The sequence below is a fragment of the Pantoea sp. BAV 3049 genome, assembly GCF_009765445.1.
Classification (GTDB): Bacteria; Pseudomonadota; Gammaproteobacteria; order Enterobacterales; family Enterobacteriaceae; genus Erwinia.
Map to the genome: position 1 here is coordinate 4,937,964 of NZ_WHOY01000031.1, position 18,262 is coordinate 4,956,225.

Consider the following 18,262-nt stretch of genomic DNA (forward strand, 5'->3'; position numbering starts at 1 on the left):
GGTTTGTTATGAGTCAATTTTTTTATATTCACCCGGAAAACCCGCAGCCACGCCTGATCAAGCAGGCGGTAGAGTTGCTGCATAAAGGCAGTGTTATTGTCTACCCAACGGATTCTGGCTACGCGCTGGGCTGCAAGCTGGAAGACAAGAATGCTATGGAGCGCATCTGTCGCATCAGGCAGCTGGATGGCAATCACAACTTTACTCTGATGTGTCGGGATCTGTCGGAGCTGTCTACTTATGCTTATGTGGACAATACGGCTTTCCGGCTGATTAAAAATAACACGCCGGGCAACTATACCTTCATCCTGAAAGCCACCAAGGAAGTGCCACGCCGTCTGATGAGCGAAAAGAGGAAAACCATAGGCTTGCGCGTGCCGTCGAATCCGATTGCGCTGGCGCTGCTTGAAGCGCTGAATGAGCCACTGATGTCGACATCGCTGATGTTGCCGGGCAATGATTTTACGGAATCCGATCCGGAGGCTATCCAGGACACCATTGGTAAGCTGGTGGATTTGATCATCCACGGTGGCTATCTGGGGCAGCACCCCACAACGGTAATCGACCTGACTGAAAATAGCCCGGTGGTGGTCAGGGAAGGGATGGGGGATGTGCAACCTTTCCTGTAAATAAAAACGCCCGCCAGAGAACATTATTCTGGCGGCCGCTAAATAAATATAAGAGGCATATAAATCCCATGGTGTCATCATGATTTTAAATCGCACCGCCTGACATTCCTTTTACCGCTCCAGTATTTGAAGCCATTGCCACGCACGGGCGCTTATTCCATTCATCACGAATACCAGTAATGGCAAGCTTTACGCCGGAAGATTTCACCGGCATGGCGCACGTATCGCCAAAGCTTGTTCGCGGAGATCTTATTAATCAGCATCCATTATCTGAAAAATCGTGTAGTATGTGCGGCCACGATTAAGAGGGAACAGCTGCCTGTTCAGACAGAGCTGACCCAGGAAATTTCTACAATACGCCAGGCCCGACTCTTTTCTGGCCGGCCGTGTTGACGTACAGCATGACGCCTGGGAAGGCGACACAGAGGTAGCTCCATGAGCGAAAAATTACAGAAAGTCCTGGCGCGCGCCGGGCACGGTTCCCGCCGTGAGATTGAAACCATGATTTCTGCCGGACGGGTGAGTGTGGACGGCAAGCTGGCCACACTGGGTGACCGTGTTGAGCCGAGCAAAGCTCTGAAAATCCGTATTGATGGCCACCTGGTCTCCGTTGCGGAATCCACAGAAGAAGTCTGCCGCGTGCTGGCTTATTACAAGCCGGAAGGCGAGTTATGTACCCGTAACGATCCGGAAGGTCGCCCAACCGTCTTTGACCGCCTGCCAAAGCTGCGTGGCGCACGCTGGATTGCCGTAGGGCGTCTGGATGTGAACACCTGCGGCCTGCTGCTGTTCACCACTGACGGTGAGCTGGCAAATCGCCTGATGCACCCAAGCCGTGAAGTGGAAAGAGAATATGCGGTTCGCGTCTTCGGCCAGGTTGATGACGATAAGCTGAAGCAACTGAGCCGTGGCGTGCAGCTGGAAGATGGGCCGGCCGCGTTCAAAACGCTGAAGTTCAGCGGCGGTGAAGGTATCAACCAGTGGTACAGCGTGACACTGACTGAAGGCCGTAACCGCGAAGTGCGTCGGCTTTGGGAGTCCGTGGGTGTGCAGGTCAGCCGACTGATCCGAACCCGCTACGGTGATATCGATCTGCCTAAAGGCTTACCGCGCGGTGGCTATACCGAGCTGGATCTGGCTCCGACTAATTACCTGCGTGAACTGGTTGGTCTGCCACCAGAAACCACCAGTAAAGTGCCGGTCGAGAAAGATCGTCGCCGTACCAAAGCGAATCAGATTCGCCGCGCCGTTAAGCGCCACGCACAGTCAACCGGCAGCCGCCGTCCGGCCAGCAAGCGTTAACAGCACGATAAACGTGAAAAGGGTGAAGTATTCACCCTTTTTTTCGCCTGCAGGATGAGCTATTACCAGTCAATGCCCTGTTGAGCCTGAATGCCTGCATCAAAAGCATGGCGTACCGGGCGCATTTCCGTGACGGTATCGGCCATTTCCAGCAGATCGCGATGACAGCCGCGGCCGGTGACGATCACACTCTGCAGCAACGGACGACCCGCCAGTGCTTCCAGCACGTCTTCCAGCGGCAGATAGTCAAAACTGACCATATAAGTCAGCTCATCCAGTACCACCAGATCCAGCGTCTCGTCCGTTAACATGCGTTTGGCGTGCTGCCAGACTGCCAGGCAGGCAGCGGTATCCAATTCGCGATTCTGGGTATCCCAGGTGAAACCGGTAGACATCACCTGAAACTCCACGCCGTGCGGTTCCAGCAGATTGCGTTCGCCATTTGGCCATTCACCTTTGATAAACTGAATCACACCCACCCGTTTCTGGTGGCCGACAGCCCGCGTCGCGGTTCCGAAGGCTGCGGTAGTTTTGCCTTTTCCATTGCCGGTGAACACCATCAGAATACCGCGCGAATCGGTAGCAGCCGCAATACGGGCATCCACCTTTTCCTTCAGCCGCTGCTGACGTTGCTGGTGACGATCGTCGGCCATTATTCTGCTGCTCCGGGTTTACGGCCCGGCTGGGCATCAAAGCTGATCCCGGTCTTCCTTTTACTGTCGTCGCCCATCAGATAGAGATAGAGCGGCATAATTTCAGCCGGAGTTTTTAATTTACTGGCGTCTTCCTGCGGGAACGCGCTGGCCCGCATTTTGGTACGGGTGCCGCCAGGATTGATGCAGTTTACCCGCAGGTTATGCGGGCCATACTCTTCGGCCAGCACCTGCATCATGCCTTCGGTGGCAAATTTGGAAACGGAATAGGCTCCCCAACCCGCACGCCCCTGACGTCCGACGCTGGAGGTGGTGAACACCAGCGAACCCGAGGCGGATTTCAGCAGCAGCGGCAGCAGAGCCTGGGTCAGGAAGAAAGTGGCGTCAATGTTCACCCGCATGACCTGCTGCCAGACCACCGGATCCTGCTGATCCATCGGCACGATTTCGCCCAGTAAACCGGCATTGTGCAGAACACCGTCCAGGCGCGAGACTTTCTCTGCTACTTCGCTGGCCAACTGATGGCAGCGTTCCGGCGTGGCCGTCTCCAGATCGAGAATAAACCAGTGCGGAGGAGTGTTCCCCCCGGCGACAATCTCATCCGCCACAGTCTGCAGTTTTTGCGGATTACGCCCGAGCAGCAGAACCTTAGCGCCATAGCGTGCATAGGTCAGCGCGGCTTCCCGGCCAATCCCGTCGCTGGCTCCGGTGACAAGGATGATACGATCGGTCAGCAAATTGCTTTTCGGTTGATAGTGCACGAAGAAGTCCTCTGGCGGTAATAATGAGATGCAGGGCCGGCACAGCACCGCCGTTAACCCCTTGCCCGCAATGAATAATGTGCTTTATGCCTGAAAATGATTATCAGTTCAATGTCATCCCACGGTAAAACCTCCCACAGGCGACTGGATTCGGGCGACGCCAGCCAGCGACTCGGCTACACTGGCGACTGTACAATACGATGTTAAATAAGGCGGAATGAGTGGAACTACTCTCTTATTATGGGTTATTTCTGGCCAAAACGGTCACGGTAGTGGTGGCGATTGCCGTGATTGCTATCCTGACAACTAACCTGGCCATGCGCAAGCGGGCACAGGGCGGCCAGCTGAAGCTGACGCATCTGGGCGAACGCTACCAGGAAATGAAAGATGAGATGATGCTGGCGAAGATGAAGCACCAGGATCAGAAACAGTGGCACAAAGAGCAGAAGAAGAAAGAGAAGCTTGAGGCCAAGACCGCCAAACAGCGTGCAAAGCAGGGGCTGAAATCAGATAGCGGCAAGCCCACGCTGTTCGTAATTGATTTTAAAGGCAGCATGGATGCCCATGAAGTCTCCTCACTGCGTGAAGAGATCTCTGCGGTGATGGCCGTAGCGAAACCGGAAGATGAAGTGCTGGTGCGTCTGGAAAGCCCGGGTGGAGTGGTGCACGGATACGGTCTGGCTTCTTCCCAACTGCAGCGCCTGCGTGAGAAAGGTATTCGTCTGACCGTAGCGGTGGATAAAGTTGCTGCGAGTGGCGGTTATATGATGGCCTGCGTTGCCGACCGCATCGTGGCAGCGCCATTCTCCATTATCGGTTCAATTGGCGTTGTGGCACAAATTCCGAACTTCAACCGCCTGTTGAAACGCAACGAAATTGACGTTGAGCTGCATACCGCCGGGGAATACAAACGCACGCTCACGCTGTTTGGTGAAAACACTGAGCAGGGACGTGAAAAATTCCGTGAAGACCTCAATGAAACTCATCTGCTGTTCAAACAGTTTGTTCACCAGATGCGTCCTTCGCTTGATATCGACAATGTCGCTACCGGTGAACACTGGTTTGGTACTCAGGCGCTGGAAAAGGGGCTGGTTGACGCCATCGGCACCAGCGACGATTTGATCATTGATCAGATGAATGGTCGTGAAGTGATCTCGGTACGCTTTACCCGCCGCAAGAAAATGATGGACCGTTTTACCCAGAGCGCAGCCAGTAGCGCGGAACGTCTGCTGTTACGGCTCTGGCAGCGTGGTGAGAAGCCGCTGTTGTAACCGGTAAAATCCAGCGTAATCCTGACGCCCGCGATGCGGGCGTTATTTTATCAGGTGATAACGGGGCGAAAGCTCGACCGCCAGAAATTTAAACACGTTAAACACCACGGTACTTTTCTCTCCGGGCAGCCCCTGTTCATCGAGGAAATACTCACCGCGGAATACCAGTACATCGCCTTTCTGCTCCACGTCCGTGGCCGTTAATCCCTCGAAATAGTGCTCATGCTGCGCAATCATCTCGTTTGCTTTAAGCAACAAGGTGGCCTTGTCAACAGCCTCAGTTTGATTCACCGTTCTCTCCTTTATAGTGGATTCTATGCTCAATATATTACGTCCGCGATAAACAAAACCGCAATGTTTGTAGCAGCATGGGCCATGTAACTCTTTTTACCCCAGTTTCTGGCGGAAACGCCGGGCAGATGCTAATTAAGTTGCGTATCAGATTTTATCAGGTAGAGTGTGGGCGTTTCGGGTTCCGGGCGTAAAACAGGCTTCACGCTTTGTGAGCAGTTCGCTCTACAGGTTGTAAAAGGTGTCGTTAATCAGCAGGTTGGCTTCCTGAGCAGGCAGCTTCAATCTGGTAAAAAGTCACCGGGTTGAAAAACTGAAATCCGGCAGCCATATCTTTGACGCGGCAGGTTTGCCCAGGGCAGACGGCACAATTTACTCTCGGATGTTTTAATCAGGTAAAGGTAAATATGGGAAAAGCTCTCGTAATAGTTGAGTCCCCGGCAAAAGCCAAAACGATCAATAAATATCTTGGAAATGACTACGTGGTGAAGTCCAGCGTCGGTCATATTCGTGATTTGCCGACCAGTGGATCAACAGTTAAAAAGAGCGCTGACTCTACAACCAGTAAAACCACCAAAAAGGTGAAAAAGGACGAAAAAGCGGCGCTGGTTAACCGCATGGGCGTTGATCCTTATCACGGCTGGGAAGCGAACTACCAGATCCTGCCCGGTAAAGAAAAAGTGGTTTCCGAACTGCAATCGCTGGCGCAGAACGCTGACCACATCTATCTCGCAACGGACCTTGACCGCGAAGGGGAAGCCATTGCCTGGCACCTGCGGGAAGTGATCGGTGGCGATGATTCACGCTTCAGTCGCGTGGTGTTTAACGAAATTACCAAGAATGCAATCCGTCAGGCTTTTGAAAAGCCGGGCGAGCTGAACATTGACCGGGTGAATGCGCAACAGGCACGCCGGTTTATGGACCGCGTGGTGGGGTATATGGTCTCCCCGCTGCTGTGGAAGAAAATTGCCCGAGGCCTTTCTGCAGGCCGCGTACAGTCCGTTGCTGTGCGTCTGGTGGTCGAGCGTGAGCGCGAAATCAAAGCGTTCGTCCCCGAAGAGTACTGGGAGCTGCACGCCGATCTGAACACGCCGAAAGGCAGCGATCTGCCGATGGAAGTGACCCATCAGCATGACAAGCCGTTCCGGCCGGTTAACGGTGAGCAGACTCAGGCGGCAGTCAGCCTGCTGGAAAAAGCCCGTTATGTGGTGGCCGATCGTGAAGACAAGCCAACCAGCAGCAAGCCGGGTGCACCCTTTATCACTTCCACGCTTCAGCAGGCGGCAAGTACCCGTCTGGGCTACGGCGTGAAGAAAACCATGATGATGGCGCAGCGTCTGTATGAAGCTGGCCACATTACCTATATGCGTACTGACTCGACTAACCTCAGTCAGGATGCGGTGAGCATGGCGCGTGGTTACATTGAAAGCGAATTCGGTGGGAAATATCTGCCAAAAGCGCCAAACGTCTACGCCAGTAAAGACAATTCTCAGGAAGCGCATGAAGCGATTCGTCCTTCCGACGTTGGCGTGCAGTCCGAGCAGTTGAAGGACATGGAAGCCGATGCACAAAAGCTCTATCAGCTGATCTGGCGCCAGTTTGTAGCCTGCCAGATGATGCCGGCCCAGTACGACTCCACCACGCTGACCGTAGCGGCCGGCGACTTCAAACTTAAAGCGAAGGGCCGTACCCTGCGCTTTGACGGCTGGACCAGAGTGATGCCTGCGCTGCGTAAAGGTGATGAAGATCGCACCCTGCCGGCGGTGGACGTGGGCGAAGAGCTTAAGCTGCTGCAGCTGAAGCCAAGTCAGCACTTCACCAAGCCGCCTGCACGTTTCAGCGAAGCCTCACTGGTTCGCGAGCTGGAAAAACGTGGCATTGGCCGTCCTTCCACCTATGCTTCCATCATTTCGACCATTCAGGATCGTGGCTATGTGCGGGTTGAAAGCCGCCGTTTCTACGCCGAAAAAATGGGCGAAATTGTCACCGACCGTCTGGAAGAGAATTTCCGTGAGCTGATGAATTACGATTTCACCGCGCACATGGAAGACAATCTGGACAAAGTTGCCAATAACGAAGCGCAGTGGAAAGGCGTGCTGGATAAGTTCTTTACCGATTTCAGCCAGCAGCTGGAGAAGGCGGATAAGGATCCGGAAGAGGGCGGCATGCAGCCGAACCAGATGATCCTGACCTCTATCGATTGTCCGACCTGCGGCCGTAAAATGGGCATCCGTACTGCCAGTACCGGAGTATTCCTGGGCTGCTCAGGTTATGCGCTGCCGCCAAAAGAGCGCTGCAAACAGACTATTAACCTGATCCCAGAGAATGAAGTGCTGAATATTCTCGAAGGGGATGATGCGGAAACCAACGCGCTGCGCGCCCGCCGCCGCTGCAACAAGTGTGGCACGGCAATGGACAGCTACCTGATCGATAACCAGCGTAAGCTGCACGTCTGTGGTAACAATCCGGGTTGTGATGGTTACGAAATTGAGCAGGGCGAGTTCCGGATCAAAGGCTATGACGGCCCTGTCGTTGAGTGTGAGAAGTGCGGCTCTGAAATGCACCTGAAGATGGGTCGTTTCGGTAAGTATATGGCCTGTACCAACGACGAGTGCAAAAACACCCGTAAGATCCTGCGTAATGGTGACGTTGCGCCACCAAAAGAAGATCCGGTTCCGCTGCCAGAACTTACCTGCGAGAAATCGGATGCTTACTTCGTCCTGCGCGACGGAGCAGCAGGTGTCTTCCTGGCGGCTAACACTTTCCCTAAATCCAGGGAAACACGTGCCCCGCTGGTGGAAGAGCTGCAGCGCTTCCGCGACCGTTTGCCTGAGAAGCTCCGCTACCTGGCGGATGCTCCGGCAGCGGACGATGTTGGCAACAAATCGGTAGTGCGCTTCAGCCGCAAAACCAAACAGCAGTATGTCAGCACTGAGAAAGACGGGAAGGCAACTGGCTGGTCGGCATTTTACGTCGACGGTAAGTGGGAAGCGGCCAGCAAGGCAGCAGGTAAAAAATAGTCCTCAGGGGCCGGCAGTTGTCGGCCCTTCCTTTTCTCCCTCTCTTTACTGTGCTATACATTCCAGGCTTTTTTGGTATAGTTGTTATAGATATACCTTTCCTTATTATCAAATCGCATTAGACCGGATTTCCCCAGTGCAGTGGATCATCCGCAACTGTTAGCGCGGGTAACCGGCGCGTGGCTTCAACCCTGGATGGAATGAACATGAAATTGCAGCAGCTGCGTTATATCGTTGAAGTGGTTAACCATAACCTGAATGTCTCTTCAACGGCTGAAGGGCTTTATACCTCCCAACCTGGTATCAGTAAGCAGGTGCGCATGCTGGAGGATGAGCTGGGTATCCAGATATTCGCCCGCAGCGGCAAGCACCTGACTCAGGTTACGCCAGCCGGTCAGGAAATTATCCGCATTGCCCGTGAAGTTCTCTCCAAAGTGGATGCGATCAAATCCGTGGCGGGGGAGCACACCTGGCCGGATAAAGGCTCGCTCTACGTTGCTACCACGCATACGCAGGCTCGCTATGCGCTGCCAAATGTGATTAAAGGCTTTATCGAACGCTATCCACGGGTTTCTCTGCATATGCATCAGGGATCACCAACGCAAATCGCCGAAGCCGTTTCTAAGGGTAATGCCGACTTTGCCATCGCCACCGAAGCCCTGCATCTGTATGACGACTTAATCATGCTGCCTTGCTATCACTGGAACCGCGCCATCGTCGTTACCCCTGACCATCCACTGGCGGGTAAAGAAAAAGTGTCGATCGAGGAACTTGCGGACTACCCGCTAGTCACCTACACCTTCGGTTTCACGGGTCGATCAGAACTGGACACGGCCTTTAATCGCGCGGGGCTGACACCAAGGATTGTCTTCACTGCGACAGATGCAGATGTTATCAAAACGTATGTACGTCTTGGACTGGGTGTTGGCGTCATTGCCAGCATGGCAGTTGATCCTGTCTCCGATCCCGACCTGGTGAGAATTGAAGCCACGGATGTCTTTACCTACAGTACAACCAAGATTGGCTTCCGCCGCAGCACCTTCCTCAGAAGCTATATGTACGACTTTATACAGCGTTTTGCTCCTCATCTGACCCGCGATGTTGTTGATACTGCTGTAGGTTTGCGTTCGAATGAAGATATTGAAGCCATGTTTAAAGATATCAAGTTGCCTGCCAGATAATTTCCCTCGTGAATATTAGTGTTATTATCAGGGCCAATCTTTGGCCCTGAATCGTTTGATTGTCCCTTTCTATTACTCCCATCAATGAAAGCTTTTTATTCTTTTTACGTAAATGAAACATGTATCACATGTTTTTTCTTTGTTATTCATTAAATGAGAAATGGTACACACTTTTTACCGTGCGGCTTTGCACTCCTCTAAGAACATTCCCATACTCCAGTTAAAGAGTCGCTCGAACAGGCGCTTCGTAAGGGTAAGTAAAGGTGACTTGAGTAATTAATGGATCTGACAGGGGATGTCTGCGGAGTTATTTGACTTAAGAAGTCATTAATTGACTTAAGTTTGCTTAAGGACAATCAATTTAGGTTTTCTGCTTTGATGAATACCGTTAATCGTTTAGTTCAATAAAAATGACTGGATCTCGCTCCGTAAAATGTTTAGGATTCATCCTAATTTCTGATTGGTTCAAACAATCGTTCCTAATGAGAGTGATTATCAAAAACTATGACTACAAGATTATCTGTACAACCCGACTTCGGGCACAAGATCGTACCGGTTCAGCGTAATGCAAACCTGAAACGCAAAGCGTGGATGGCCGTTTTCGCTGGTTCAGCTGTATTCTGGATCGCTGCCGCCTTAATGATTTGGCGCATTTGGGGATAATGATGCACCTGGAGACTTTGAATCCTAAGCCACAGCAGCAAAGCAAAATTAAAGAGCGTTATTGCAAAGGCAAAAAAACGGACGAAGTGATTGTTCCTGACTCCTGGGGCCTGAGTGAACTGCAGCGCAGCTTTATCGATTCGATGATCGATAAAAAAAGTAAGTAATTAAGCAGTGCCTTACCGGCTTCTGGTCGGACATTAAAAATTCAAAAACGTAGAATTAACTTATTGACCCTGTTATTGGTCAAGGCACGTTGTTGTCTGCTGATGGAAAAACCATCAATAAACGGTGAAGCTGGTTTGCAATAGCAACGGTTTCGAAGCAGTACATTTATGGTCATTTCGACCTGAGTGAGGGCATTAAATGAATTTAACTCAAATGACCTGGTTCAGCACCTGGACTTTTTCTGCCTTATTCTGGACAAGCCTGCTTTGGCTGGGAATGACGATGCATTAATAATGCATATATAAATTAAAAAGAATTCTCATAATAACGCCTCGCTGTCTGATACAGCGGGGCGTTTTTGTTTTTCCGGATGTTGCTCCAGGTATCATTTCGTGTTGTTATCAAAACGTTACCTCCTGTTTGTACTATCTTTACATCAGACCATGCAATTACTCAGGTTATGATAAGACAAATAAAGGAGGAGCAATGTCATCCACCCTACATCAAACGGTCAGGGCCAGACTGAATGTGCAAGGCCAGCACTATAATTATTACAGTCTGCCTAAAGCTGAAGCACACCTTGGTGACCTTTCCCGCCTGCCCAAATCCCTGAAAGTTTTGCTTGAAAATCTCCTGCGCTGGCAGGATGAAGATTCCGTAACAGAAAAAGATATTTATGCACTGGCCGGCTGGCTGAAGCAGGCTCATGCCGACCGTGAGATTGCTTATCGACCTGCCCGTGTACTGATGCAGGACTTTACCGGCGTACCTGCCGTGGTCGATCTCGCCGCAATGCGAGAAGCCGTTAAGCGACTCGGTGGCGACGTGGCAAAAGTTAATCCGCTCTCGCCAGTCGATTTGGTTATCGACCACTCTGTTACCGTTGACCACTTCGGCGATGATGATGCTTTCGAAGAGAACGTCCGGCTGGAAATGGAGCGTAACCACGAGCGCTACGTATTTCTGCGTTGGGGGCAAAAGGCCTTTAACAAATTCAGCGTGGTGCCGCCGGGAACCGGTATCTGTCACCAGGTTAACCTTGAGTATCTGGGAAAGGCGGTCTGGCATGAAAAGCAGGACGGAGAGGCGTTTGCCTATCCGGACACGCTGGTCGGTACCGACTCCCACACAACTATGATCAATGCGCTTGGCGTGCTGGGTTGGGGCGTGGGCGGAATTGAGGCGGAAGCTGCCATGCTGGGCCAACCCGTTTCCATGTTGATACCTGACGTGGTGGGATTCAAGCTCACCGGAAAATTAAAGCCGGGGATCACCGCAACCGACCTGGTTCTGACCGTTACCCAGATGCTGCGTAAGCATGGCGTGGTCGGGAAATTCGTTGAGTTCTACGGCGACGGGCTGGACGATCTGCCGCTGGCCGACCGTGCAACCATTGCGAACATGTCACCTGAGTACGGTGCCACCTGCGGCTTTTTCCCGGTTGATGATGTCACATTGGGTTACATGACGCTGACTGGCAGACCTGCCGGACAGGTTGCGCTGGTAGAAGCTTATGCTAAAGAGCAGGGCATGTGGCGTAATCCGGGTGACGAACCGATCTTCACCAGCTCACTGGCGCTGGATATGAAAGAGGTCGAAGCCAGTCTTGCAGGTCCGAAACGTCCTCAGGACCGGGTTTCTCTTGGCGATGTGCCGAAGGCTTTCCAGGCCAGCAACGAGCTTGAGGTCAACCAGGCTGAGAAACAGCATAAGGCTGTCAGCTATACCGATAGCACCACCGGGCTGCAGCATACACTGCAAGACGGTGCGGTGGTCATTTCTGCGATTACTTCCTGTACCAATACTTCCAACCCGAGCGTACTGATGGCTGCCGGACTGCTGGCGAAAAAAGCCGTGACGCTGGGTCTGAAACGTCAGCCATGGGTGAAGGCTTCTCTGGCTCCCGGGTCGAAAGTGGTTTCCGACTATCTGGCTACGGCCAGACTGACGCCTTATCTGGATAAGCTGGGCTTTAATCTGGTTGGGTATGGCTGCACAACCTGTATCGGCAATTCCGGGCCGTTGCCGGCTGAGATTGAGTCCGCTATCAAAGCGGGCGATCTGACTGTTGGCGCGGTGCTTTCGGGTAACCGTAACTTCGAAGGCCGTATCCATCCTTATGTCAAAACGAACTGGCTGGCATCGCCACCGCTGGTGGTGGCTTACGCGCTGGCCGGGAATATGAATATTAACCTGCAGAAAGATCCGCTCGGTGAGGATAAAACGGGCAAGCCGGTTTACCTGAAAGATATCTGGCCTTCGCCGGAAGAGATTGCTGAAGCCGTGCAGATGGTCTCCACCGATATGTTCCATAAGGAGTATGCCGAAGTCTTTGAAGGCACGCCTGAGTGGCAGCAGATAAAAGTCAGCGAGGCGGCAACTTACGACTGGGATGAAGGCTCAACCTACATTCGTTTGTCGCCGTTCTTTGATGAGATGGGCAAAGAGCCCGAGCCGGTGGAAGATATCCAGGGGGCCAGGATCCTTGCAATGCTGGGTGATTCCGTCACCACCGACCATATCTCGCCAGCCGGTAGCATCAAAGCCGACAGTCCGGCAGGGCGTTATCTGCTGGATCATGGCGTTGAACGGGTTGATTTTAACTCTTACGGTTCGCGCAGGGGGAACCATGAAGTGATGATGCGCGGCACATTCGCCAATATCCGTATCAAAAATGAAATGGTTCCCGGTGTAGAGGGGGGCATCACCCGATTTATTCCCGGCAATGAACAGCTGGCTATTTACGATGCCGCCATGAAGTATCAGCAGCAGTCGACGCCACTGGCGGTGATCGCCGGTAAGGAGTATGGCTCGGGTTCAAGTCGTGACTGGGCAGCGAAAGGGCCGCGTCTGTTAGGCGTCAGGGTAGTTATCGCTGAATCCTTTGAGCGTATTCACCGTTCAAATCTGATTGGCATGGGGATTCTGCCGCTGGAGTTCCCACAGGGCGTTACCAGGAAAACACTGAAGCTGACCGGTGATGAACAGATTGATGTGGAAAAACTGTCACAACTTAAACCCGGTGGGACGGTGACGGTGACGCTGACCAGAGTGAATGGCGATAAAGAGACGCTGGAAACCCGCTGCCGCATCGATACCGGCAATGAACTGACCTATTATCAGAACGATGGCATTCTGCACTACGTAATTCGCAATATGCTGAATTAGTTCTGCTCAGGCTAAGACACTGACAGGAGAGGAACACAGGCCGTAAATGTTGTGCCTCACGCCAGGGAAGGCGGTATTGGCAGTCTGAATTTGACCTGTGTGGTTTTGATCAACAGTGACTCACTCTTTCGACAGCAGGTGGCCCATTTTGGCCGCCTTGGTATCCAGATAATGAGCGTTTTCAGGATTGCGCCCAACTATCAGCGGAACGCGCTCAACAATGTTAATTCCCGCTTCGCTGAGGATTTCGACTTTACGCGGGTTATTTGTCAGCAGGCGAACTTCATTCACTCCCAGCAGTTTAAACATATCGGCACACAGGGTGAAATCCCGCTCGTCGGCGGCGAAGCCCAACTGATGGTTCGCTTCTACCGTGTCATAGCCTTTGTCCTGCAGAGCATAAGCGCGAATTTTATTCAGCAGGCCGATGTTACGACCTTCCTGACGATGATAAAGCAGCACACCGCGACCCTCTTCAGCGATATGATTCAGCGCTGCTTCCAGCTGAAAACCACAGTCACAGCGCAGGCTGAACAGGGCATCGCCCGTCAGACATTCAGAATGCACACGGGCCAGAACCGGCTCGCTGTTGCTGATATCGCCATAAACCAGGGCCACATGGTCGTGACCGGTTGCCAGTTCTTCAAAACCAACCATCAGGAAATCTCCCCATGGTGTGGGCAGTTTGGCTTCTGCTACCCGTTTAAGCTGCATGTGACTCTCCAGATACTCAAGATACTCAAGATTGCTCTGCCCTCATGGCAGTGCGTGGTCAGCTAGCTGACACTCAGTTGCGCTTATTTTGCCACAATCAGCATCAGGGCGGTTAACGTCTTAGAGCGATTGTTGTGATAACGCACAATTATCACCATCTCAGCCAGTATGTTATTATTTTTTCTCATATTGTCAGCTAAATATGGCCTTAAGGCCCGAACAGGACAGGGAGAATTATGCTCGACATCGTTAAACGCACCACGCTGGGAGCCTTGCTGCTGCTGATTATGCCGCTCAGCGTCTGGGTATCTGGCTGGCAGTGGCATCCAGTGGCGATGGGGTTGGGTCACCAGATGCTGTTCTGGCTGACTGAAACGGTGACCAGTCCGTGGGGAACGCTGAGCAGCGCCATTTTATGCGCCTGGTTTCTGTGGTGCCTGCGCTATCGCCTGAAGCCTGCGGTATTGTTGCTGGTGATTATGATCATGGCGATCCTCATCGGGCAACAAACCAAAACCTTTATTAAAGACCAGGTGCAGGAACCCCGGCCTTACGTGCTCTGGCTGGAACAAAATCACGGTCTGAATGAGAAGACATTTTATGAACAAAAACGCAAACACCGCAGCGCACTGGTCCGCGAAGCGATAGCCAGCGACAGCCGGATGCCAGACTGGCTGAAATCTCATTGGGAGTTTGAAACCGGTTATGCCTTCCCGTCAGGCCATACCATGTTTGCTGCCAGTTGGGCGCTGCTGGCGATAGGATTGCTGTGGCCCCGGCGCAGGATCGTCACGTTAATCGTGATATTTGCCTGGGCGGTCGGGGTGATGGGTAGCCGCCTGTTACTGGGTATGCACTGGCCGCGCGATCTGGTCACATCCACGCTAATCAGTTGGGTGCTGGTGACGCTCGCCACCTGGCTGGTGCAGCGCTACTGCGGGCCGCTGACCGTGCCGCCTGCTGAGCAGCAGGAGATTCATCAACGAGAAGAGCAGTGATTGTTATTCTGGCTTTTGCCCCCATAATTTAATCGTGGACAAGGAAATTTTACGGTCCCGGCTTTTGTTGACGCATCAGACAAGCAACAGAGCGATTTTTTTGGCATAATTCATCTGGTTATCACCAGACTATGGGACGGACTGTGAAATATTTGCTGATTTTTTTACTGGTTTTAGTGATCTTCATTATCTCCATTACCCTTGGGGCACATAACGATCAGGTTGTCAGTTTTAACTACCTGCTTGCACAGGGGCAGTATCGGGTTTCCACGCTGGTGGCAACACTGTTTGCCGCTGGGTTTGTACTTGGTTGGGCAATTTGCGGCCTTTTCTGGCTGCGCCTTCGTGTTTCCCTGGCTAACTCGCAACGCAAACTTAAACGCCTGCAGCAACAGATGGGGCAGGTTGAAGAACCAGTGACAACGTCACCCGTTCCGGTCGTTAAGGAATAATTTTATATGTTGGAACTGCTGTTTCTGTTATTACCCGTTGCCGCAGCCTATGGCTGGTATATGGGGCGCAGAAGTGCGCAACAGGATAAGCAACAGGAAGCCAGCCGGCTGTCACGGGATTACGTGGCGGGGGTGAACTTCCTGCTTTCCAACCAGCAGGATAAAGCCGTCGATCTGTTCCTTGATATGCTCAAGGAGGACAGTGGAACGGTTGAAGCTCACCTGACGTTAGGAAACTTGTTTCGCTCCCGGGGAGAGGTGGACAGGGCCATCCGCATTCACCAGGCGCTGATGGAAAGTGCCTCACTGACTTACGATCAGCGCTTGCTCGCCGTGCAGCAGCTGGGACGCGATTACATGGCGGCAGGTTTTTACGATCGAGCAGAAGAGATGTTCAGCCAACTGGTTGATGAGACTGACTTCCGGGTGGGAGCACTGCAGCAGCTGCTGATTATTCATCAGGCCACCAGTGACTGGCCGAAAGCGATTGAAGTGGCAGAACGGCTGGTGAAGCTGGGCAAAGATCGCCAGCGGATGGAAATTGCTCACTTCTACTGCGAACTGGCATTACAGGCAATGAGCAGCGACGATCTCGATCGTGCCATGAACCTGCTGAAAAAAGGCGAGGCTGCCGACCGTCAGAGCGCCAGGGTGTCGATCATGATGGGCCGCATTTACATGGCGAAAGGGGAGTACGGCAAAGCTGTTGGCTTCCTGCAGCGGGTCATTGAGCAGGATAAAGAACTGGTCAGTGAAACGCTGGAAATGCTGGAAACCTGCTATATACAGTTGAAACAGCCGGAGGCCTGGGCGGAGTACCTCAAACGTTGTGTTGAGGAGAACACTGGCGCGGTGGCCGAACTTTATCTGTCCGATGTGATTGAGCACGACGAAGGTGGGGAAGTGGCACAGCTTTACATCAATCGTCAACTGCAGCGTCATCCAACCATGCGTGTGTTCCACCGGCTGATGGACTTCCACCTTAACGAAGCGGAAGAAGGCAGGGCGAAAGACAGCCTGATGGTGCTGCGGGATATGGTGGGTGAGCAAATCCGCACTAAACCTCGTTACCGCTGCAACAAATGTGGTTTCACCGCCCATGCGCTTTACTGGCACTGTCCTTCATGCCGGGCCTGGTCATCCGTTAAACCGATTCGCGGACTCGACGGTCAGTAATCCTGCAACGGAACTGGCCGTTGTTTTCGATGCTTTTTAGTTACAACATACTAAAGATATTGACATAAACAGTTGTCTGTTACTTCGGTGTTCACTTCGTCTGGCAGGGCGAAACGGGCGAAAACTCTGATGGTAAACTGTGAATTCGTGGAGTCCGCAGGTAGAATGCTTGCCGTTTATCTCTTGCGCCTTGCGGTGCTTCATATTCAGAGGGTTTTTCCATGCAGTCACCTCAGGTAACCGGTTCCCCTATTCTGGTCGCGCTCGATTATGCCGATCGCAACAGTGCACTGGCTTTTGTTGACCAGATCGACCCGCGCAGCTGCCGGCTTAAAGTGGGCAAAGAGATGTTTACCCTGTTTGGGCCTCAGCTGGTACGCGATCTGCAACAGCGTGGCTTTGAAGTGTTCCTCGATCTGAAATTCCATGACATTCCCAACACTACGGCACATGCCGTGGCGGCCGCGGCAGATCTCGGTGTGTGGATGGTGAATGTGCATGCCAGCGGCGGCGCGCGCATGATGGATGCGGCACGTGAAGCGCTGCTGCCATTTGGGAAGGATGCGCCTTTGCTGATTGCTGTCACCGTACTGACCAGCATGGAAGCCCAGGATCTGAGAGATATCGGTATTGAGCTTTCGCCTGCAGACCATGCGGAACGTCTGGCAAGATTAACGCAGAAATGTGGACTGGACGGCGTTGTCTGCTCAGCGCAGGAGGCTGTTCGCTTTAAGCATGCACTGGGCGCAGATTTCCGCCTGGTTACGCCGGGTATCCGTCCGGCAGGAAGCGATGCGGGTGACCAGCGCCGCATCATGACACCACAACAGGCTAAGCAGGCGGGCGTGGACTATATGGTGATCGGACGTCCGATTACTCAGGCCACCGATCCGGCTGCCGCGCTTGCCGGCATTCTTGCATCGTTGCAGGAGGCATAATGGCTGATAACAACAGGCTGGTTTACTCCACCGAAAGCGGGCGGATTGATCAGCCAAAAGAGCAGGTACAGCGGCCAAAGGGTGACGGTATCGTGCGCATCCAGCGACAGACCAGCGGCAGAAAAGGTAAGGGCGTTTGCCTGGTCACCGGACTGGATCTGGAGGATGGGGAACTGGGCAAGCTGGCGGCAGAACTGAAAAAGAAGTGCGGCTGTGGCGGTTCGGTCAAAGATGGCGTTATTGAGATCCAGGGTGACAAGCGCGACCTGCTCAAAACGCTGCTCGAAGCCAAAGGACATAAAGTCAAACTGGCCGGTGGCTGAGTGTGGTGACGCAATGCAAAAGGGCTGCGAAAGATCGCGGCCCCTTTTTGTGTAGATGCGTTGCTGTAGCCTGACTTGTTTTTTTATTGTTCAGAGAATATCACCAGGATTAACGGCTGATTTGATGCCCGATAATCCCACCTACCGCAGCGCCGCCTACCGTGCCCAGACCACTTCCATTGGACAGAATAGAACCACCGATAGCACCAGCACCAGCGCCAATCGCGGTATTGCGATCGCGCTTCGACCAGTGAGAGCACGCGCTCAGAGAAAGCACTAAAGTTGCGGCCAGCAGGCCCGCAGTCATGCGTTTTGCAGTTATTGTCATAATCACTTCTCCATAAATTACACTGCAGAGATACCATTGTTTAGTTTAGCTTCTAACTATCATCCCTGGTGCTATTGCACATTAATATTGTATGGACCTCTGGTTATTTTCACAGGTAAAAAATCTTAAATCACAACGTGCATTTCCGGCTCTCCAGCCAAATACTGCCGCGCATCCAGCCATTGTCTCCATACCCAGCCAGCGACCCTCAGGAGAAAATGGACTA

18 protein-coding genes are annotated in these 18,262 nt (G+C 52.7%); 13 read left to right on the forward strand and 5 right to left on the reverse strand.

All coding sequences use genetic code 11. The features are described 5' to 3' along the window. The first annotated feature begins 8 nt into the window (after nt 1-8). Both GSQ70_RS24495 and rluB read left to right on the forward strand, forming a co-directional pair. The gene (locus tag GSQ70_RS24495) at nt 9-629 is read left to right on the forward strand and encodes an L-threonylcarbamoyladenylate synthase (protein WP_158784949.1); all 621 of its coding nucleotides are present in this window, start codon (nt 9-11) and stop codon (nt 627-629) included. A gap of 435 nt (nt 630-1,064) precedes the next feature. Continuing rightward, on the forward strand, nt 1,065-1,931 hold the full coding sequence (rluB, locus tag GSQ70_RS24500) for a 23S rRNA pseudouridine(2605) synthase RluB (protein WP_158784950.1): 867 nt from the start codon (nt 1,065-1,067) through the stop codon (nt 1,929-1,931). 62 nt (nt 1,932-1,993) lie between these two features. On the opposite strand, the gene cobO is transcribed toward rluB, so the two are convergent. Then, the gene (cobO, locus tag GSQ70_RS24505) at nt 1,994-2,584 is read right to left on the reverse strand and encodes a cob(I)yrinic acid a,c-diamide adenosyltransferase (RefSeq protein ID WP_158784951.1); all 591 of its coding nucleotides are present in this window, start codon (nt 2,582-2,584) and stop codon (nt 1,994-1,996) included. Further along, nucleotides 2,584-3,345, reverse strand: coding sequence for a YciK family oxidoreductase (locus GSQ70_RS24510; protein ID WP_158784952.1), 762 nt, complete (start codon nt 3,343-3,345; stop codon nt 2,584-2,586). The genes cobO and GSQ70_RS24510 overlap by 1 nt, the downstream gene beginning before the upstream one ends. A 221-nt stretch (nt 3,346-3,566) precedes the next feature. Here GSQ70_RS24510 and sohB point away from each other — a divergent pair, with 221 nt between their 5' ends. After that, complete coding sequence (gene sohB, locus GSQ70_RS24515) at nt 3,567-4,616, forward strand: protease SohB (RefSeq protein WP_158784953.1); 1,050 nt, start codon at nt 3,567-3,569, stop codon at nt 4,614-4,616. A 42-nt stretch (nt 4,617-4,658) separates the two neighbouring features. Here the strand turns inward: sohB and GSQ70_RS24520 are convergent, their stop codons facing one another. Then, entirely contained in the window at nt 4,659-4,907 is a 249-nt protein-coding gene (locus GSQ70_RS24520; RefSeq protein ID WP_158784954.1) for a DUF2498 family protein, read from the reverse strand. 407 nt (nt 4,908-5,314) lie between these two features. Here GSQ70_RS24520 and topA point away from each other — a divergent pair, with 407 nt between their 5' ends. The 5 genes from topA (at nt 5,315) to acnA (ending at nt 13,107) form a co-directional block, all read left to right on the forward strand. After that, a complete protein-coding gene (gene topA / locus GSQ70_RS24525; RefSeq protein WP_158784955.1) occupies nt 5,315-7,927 on the forward strand; it encodes a type I DNA topoisomerase in 2,613 nt (870 codons plus the stop codon). Between the two features lie 206 nt (nt 7,928-8,133). Beyond that, nucleotides 8,134-9,108, forward strand: coding sequence for an HTH-type transcriptional regulator CysB (gene cysB, locus GSQ70_RS24530; protein ID WP_158784956.1), 975 nt, complete (start codon nt 8,134-8,136; stop codon nt 9,106-9,108). 504 nt (nt 9,109-9,612) lie between these two features. Next, complete coding sequence (locus tag GSQ70_RS24535; RefSeq protein ID WP_158784957.1) at nt 9,613-9,771, forward strand: YmiA family putative membrane protein; 159 nt, start codon at nt 9,613-9,615, stop codon at nt 9,769-9,771. Continuing rightward, the gene (locus tag GSQ70_RS25850; protein ID WP_199257359.1) at nt 9,696-9,938 is read left to right on the forward strand and encodes a hypothetical protein; all 243 of its coding nucleotides are present in this window, start codon (nt 9,696-9,698) and stop codon (nt 9,936-9,938) included. The genes GSQ70_RS24535 and GSQ70_RS25850 overlap by 76 nt, the downstream gene beginning before the upstream one ends. Before the next feature lie 487 nt (nt 9,939-10,425). Beyond that, the gene (acnA, locus tag GSQ70_RS24545; RefSeq protein WP_158784959.1) at nt 10,426-13,107 is read left to right on the forward strand and encodes an aconitate hydratase AcnA; all 2,682 of its coding nucleotides are present in this window, start codon (nt 10,426-10,428) and stop codon (nt 13,105-13,107) included. 120 nt (nt 13,108-13,227) lie between these two features. Here the strand turns inward: acnA and ribA are convergent, their stop codons facing one another. Beyond that, entirely contained in the window at nt 13,228-13,821 is a 594-nt protein-coding gene (gene ribA / locus GSQ70_RS24550) for a GTP cyclohydrolase II (protein ID WP_158784960.1), read from the reverse strand. A gap of 236 nt (nt 13,822-14,057) precedes the next feature. Between ribA and pgpB the strand changes: the two genes are divergently transcribed. The 5 genes from pgpB to yciH all read left to right on the forward strand — a co-directional run bounded on the left by pgpB (nt 14,058) and on the right by yciH (nt 17,708). Next, the gene (gene pgpB, locus GSQ70_RS24555) at nt 14,058-14,819 is read left to right on the forward strand and encodes a phosphatidylglycerophosphatase B (RefSeq protein ID WP_158784961.1); all 762 of its coding nucleotides are present in this window, start codon (nt 14,058-14,060) and stop codon (nt 14,817-14,819) included. 143 nt (nt 14,820-14,962) lie between these two features. After that, a complete protein-coding gene (locus GSQ70_RS24560; protein WP_158784962.1) occupies nt 14,963-15,271 on the forward strand; it encodes a LapA family protein in 309 nt (102 codons plus the stop codon). 6 nt (nt 15,272-15,277) lie between these two features. Next, on the forward strand, nt 15,278-16,447 hold the full coding sequence (gene lapB / locus GSQ70_RS24565) for a lipopolysaccharide assembly protein LapB (RefSeq protein ID WP_158784963.1): 1,170 nt from the start codon (nt 15,278-15,280) through the stop codon (nt 16,445-16,447). A 221-nt stretch (nt 16,448-16,668) separates the two neighbouring features. Next, nucleotides 16,669-17,385 carry an orotidine-5'-phosphate decarboxylase gene (pyrF, locus tag GSQ70_RS24570; protein WP_158784964.1) on the forward strand — a complete coding sequence of 239 codons (717 nt, stop codon included), beginning with the start codon at nt 16,669-16,671 and terminating at the stop codon, nt 17,383-17,385. Beyond that, entirely contained in the window at nt 17,385-17,708 is a 324-nt protein-coding gene (yciH, locus tag GSQ70_RS24575) for a stress response translation initiation inhibitor YciH (protein ID WP_158784965.1), read from the forward strand. Before pyrF ends, yciH begins: the two co-directional genes overlap by 1 nt. Nucleotides 17,709-17,817: 109 nt before the next feature. On the opposite strand, the gene osmB is transcribed toward yciH, so the two are convergent. Next, nucleotides 17,818-18,036, reverse strand: coding sequence for an osmotically-inducible lipoprotein OsmB (gene osmB, locus GSQ70_RS24580; RefSeq protein WP_158784966.1), 219 nt, complete (start codon nt 18,034-18,036; stop codon nt 17,818-17,820). Nucleotides 18,037-18,262: the final 226 nt, after the last annotated feature.

Bases quoted from the DNA above. Each gene is read 5' to 3' on its own strand.
- pyrF (WP_158784964.1), top strand. From the start codon at position 16,669: ATGCAGTCACCTCAGGTAACCGGTTCCCCTATTCTGGTCGCGCTCGAT.
- ribA (WP_158784960.1), bottom strand. From the start codon at position 13,821: ATGCAGCTTAAACGGGTAGCAGAAGCCAAACTGCCCACACCATGGGGA.
- yciH (WP_158784965.1), top strand. From the start codon at position 17,385: ATGGCTGATAACAACAGGCTGGTTTACTCCACCGAAAGCGGGCGGATT.
- rluB (WP_158784950.1), top strand. From the start codon at position 1,065: ATGAGCGAAAAATTACAGAAAGTCCTGGCGCGCGCCGGGCACGGTTCC.
- GSQ70_RS24495 (WP_158784949.1), top strand. From the start codon at position 9: ATGAGTCAATTTTTTTATATTCACCCGGAAAACCCGCAGCCACGCCTG.
- pgpB (WP_158784961.1), top strand. From the start codon at position 14,058: ATGCTCGACATCGTTAAACGCACCACGCTGGGAGCCTTGCTGCTGCTG.
- GSQ70_RS24535 (WP_158784957.1), top strand. From the start codon at position 9,613: ATGACTACAAGATTATCTGTACAACCCGACTTCGGGCACAAGATCGTA.
- osmB (WP_158784966.1), bottom strand. From the start codon at position 18,036: ATGACAATAACTGCAAAACGCATGACTGCGGGCCTGCTGGCCGCAACT.
- lapB (WP_158784963.1), top strand. From the start codon at position 15,278: ATGTTGGAACTGCTGTTTCTGTTATTACCCGTTGCCGCAGCCTATGGC.
- cysB (WP_158784956.1), top strand. From the start codon at position 8,134: ATGAAATTGCAGCAGCTGCGTTATATCGTTGAAGTGGTTAACCATAAC.
- acnA (WP_158784959.1), top strand. From the start codon at position 10,426: ATGTCATCCACCCTACATCAAACGGTCAGGGCCAGACTGAATGTGCAA.
- topA (WP_158784955.1), top strand. From the start codon at position 5,315: ATGGGAAAAGCTCTCGTAATAGTTGAGTCCCCGGCAAAAGCCAAAACG.
- cobO (WP_158784951.1), bottom strand. From the start codon at position 2,584: ATGGCCGACGATCGTCACCAGCAACGTCAGCAGCGGCTGAAGGAAAAG.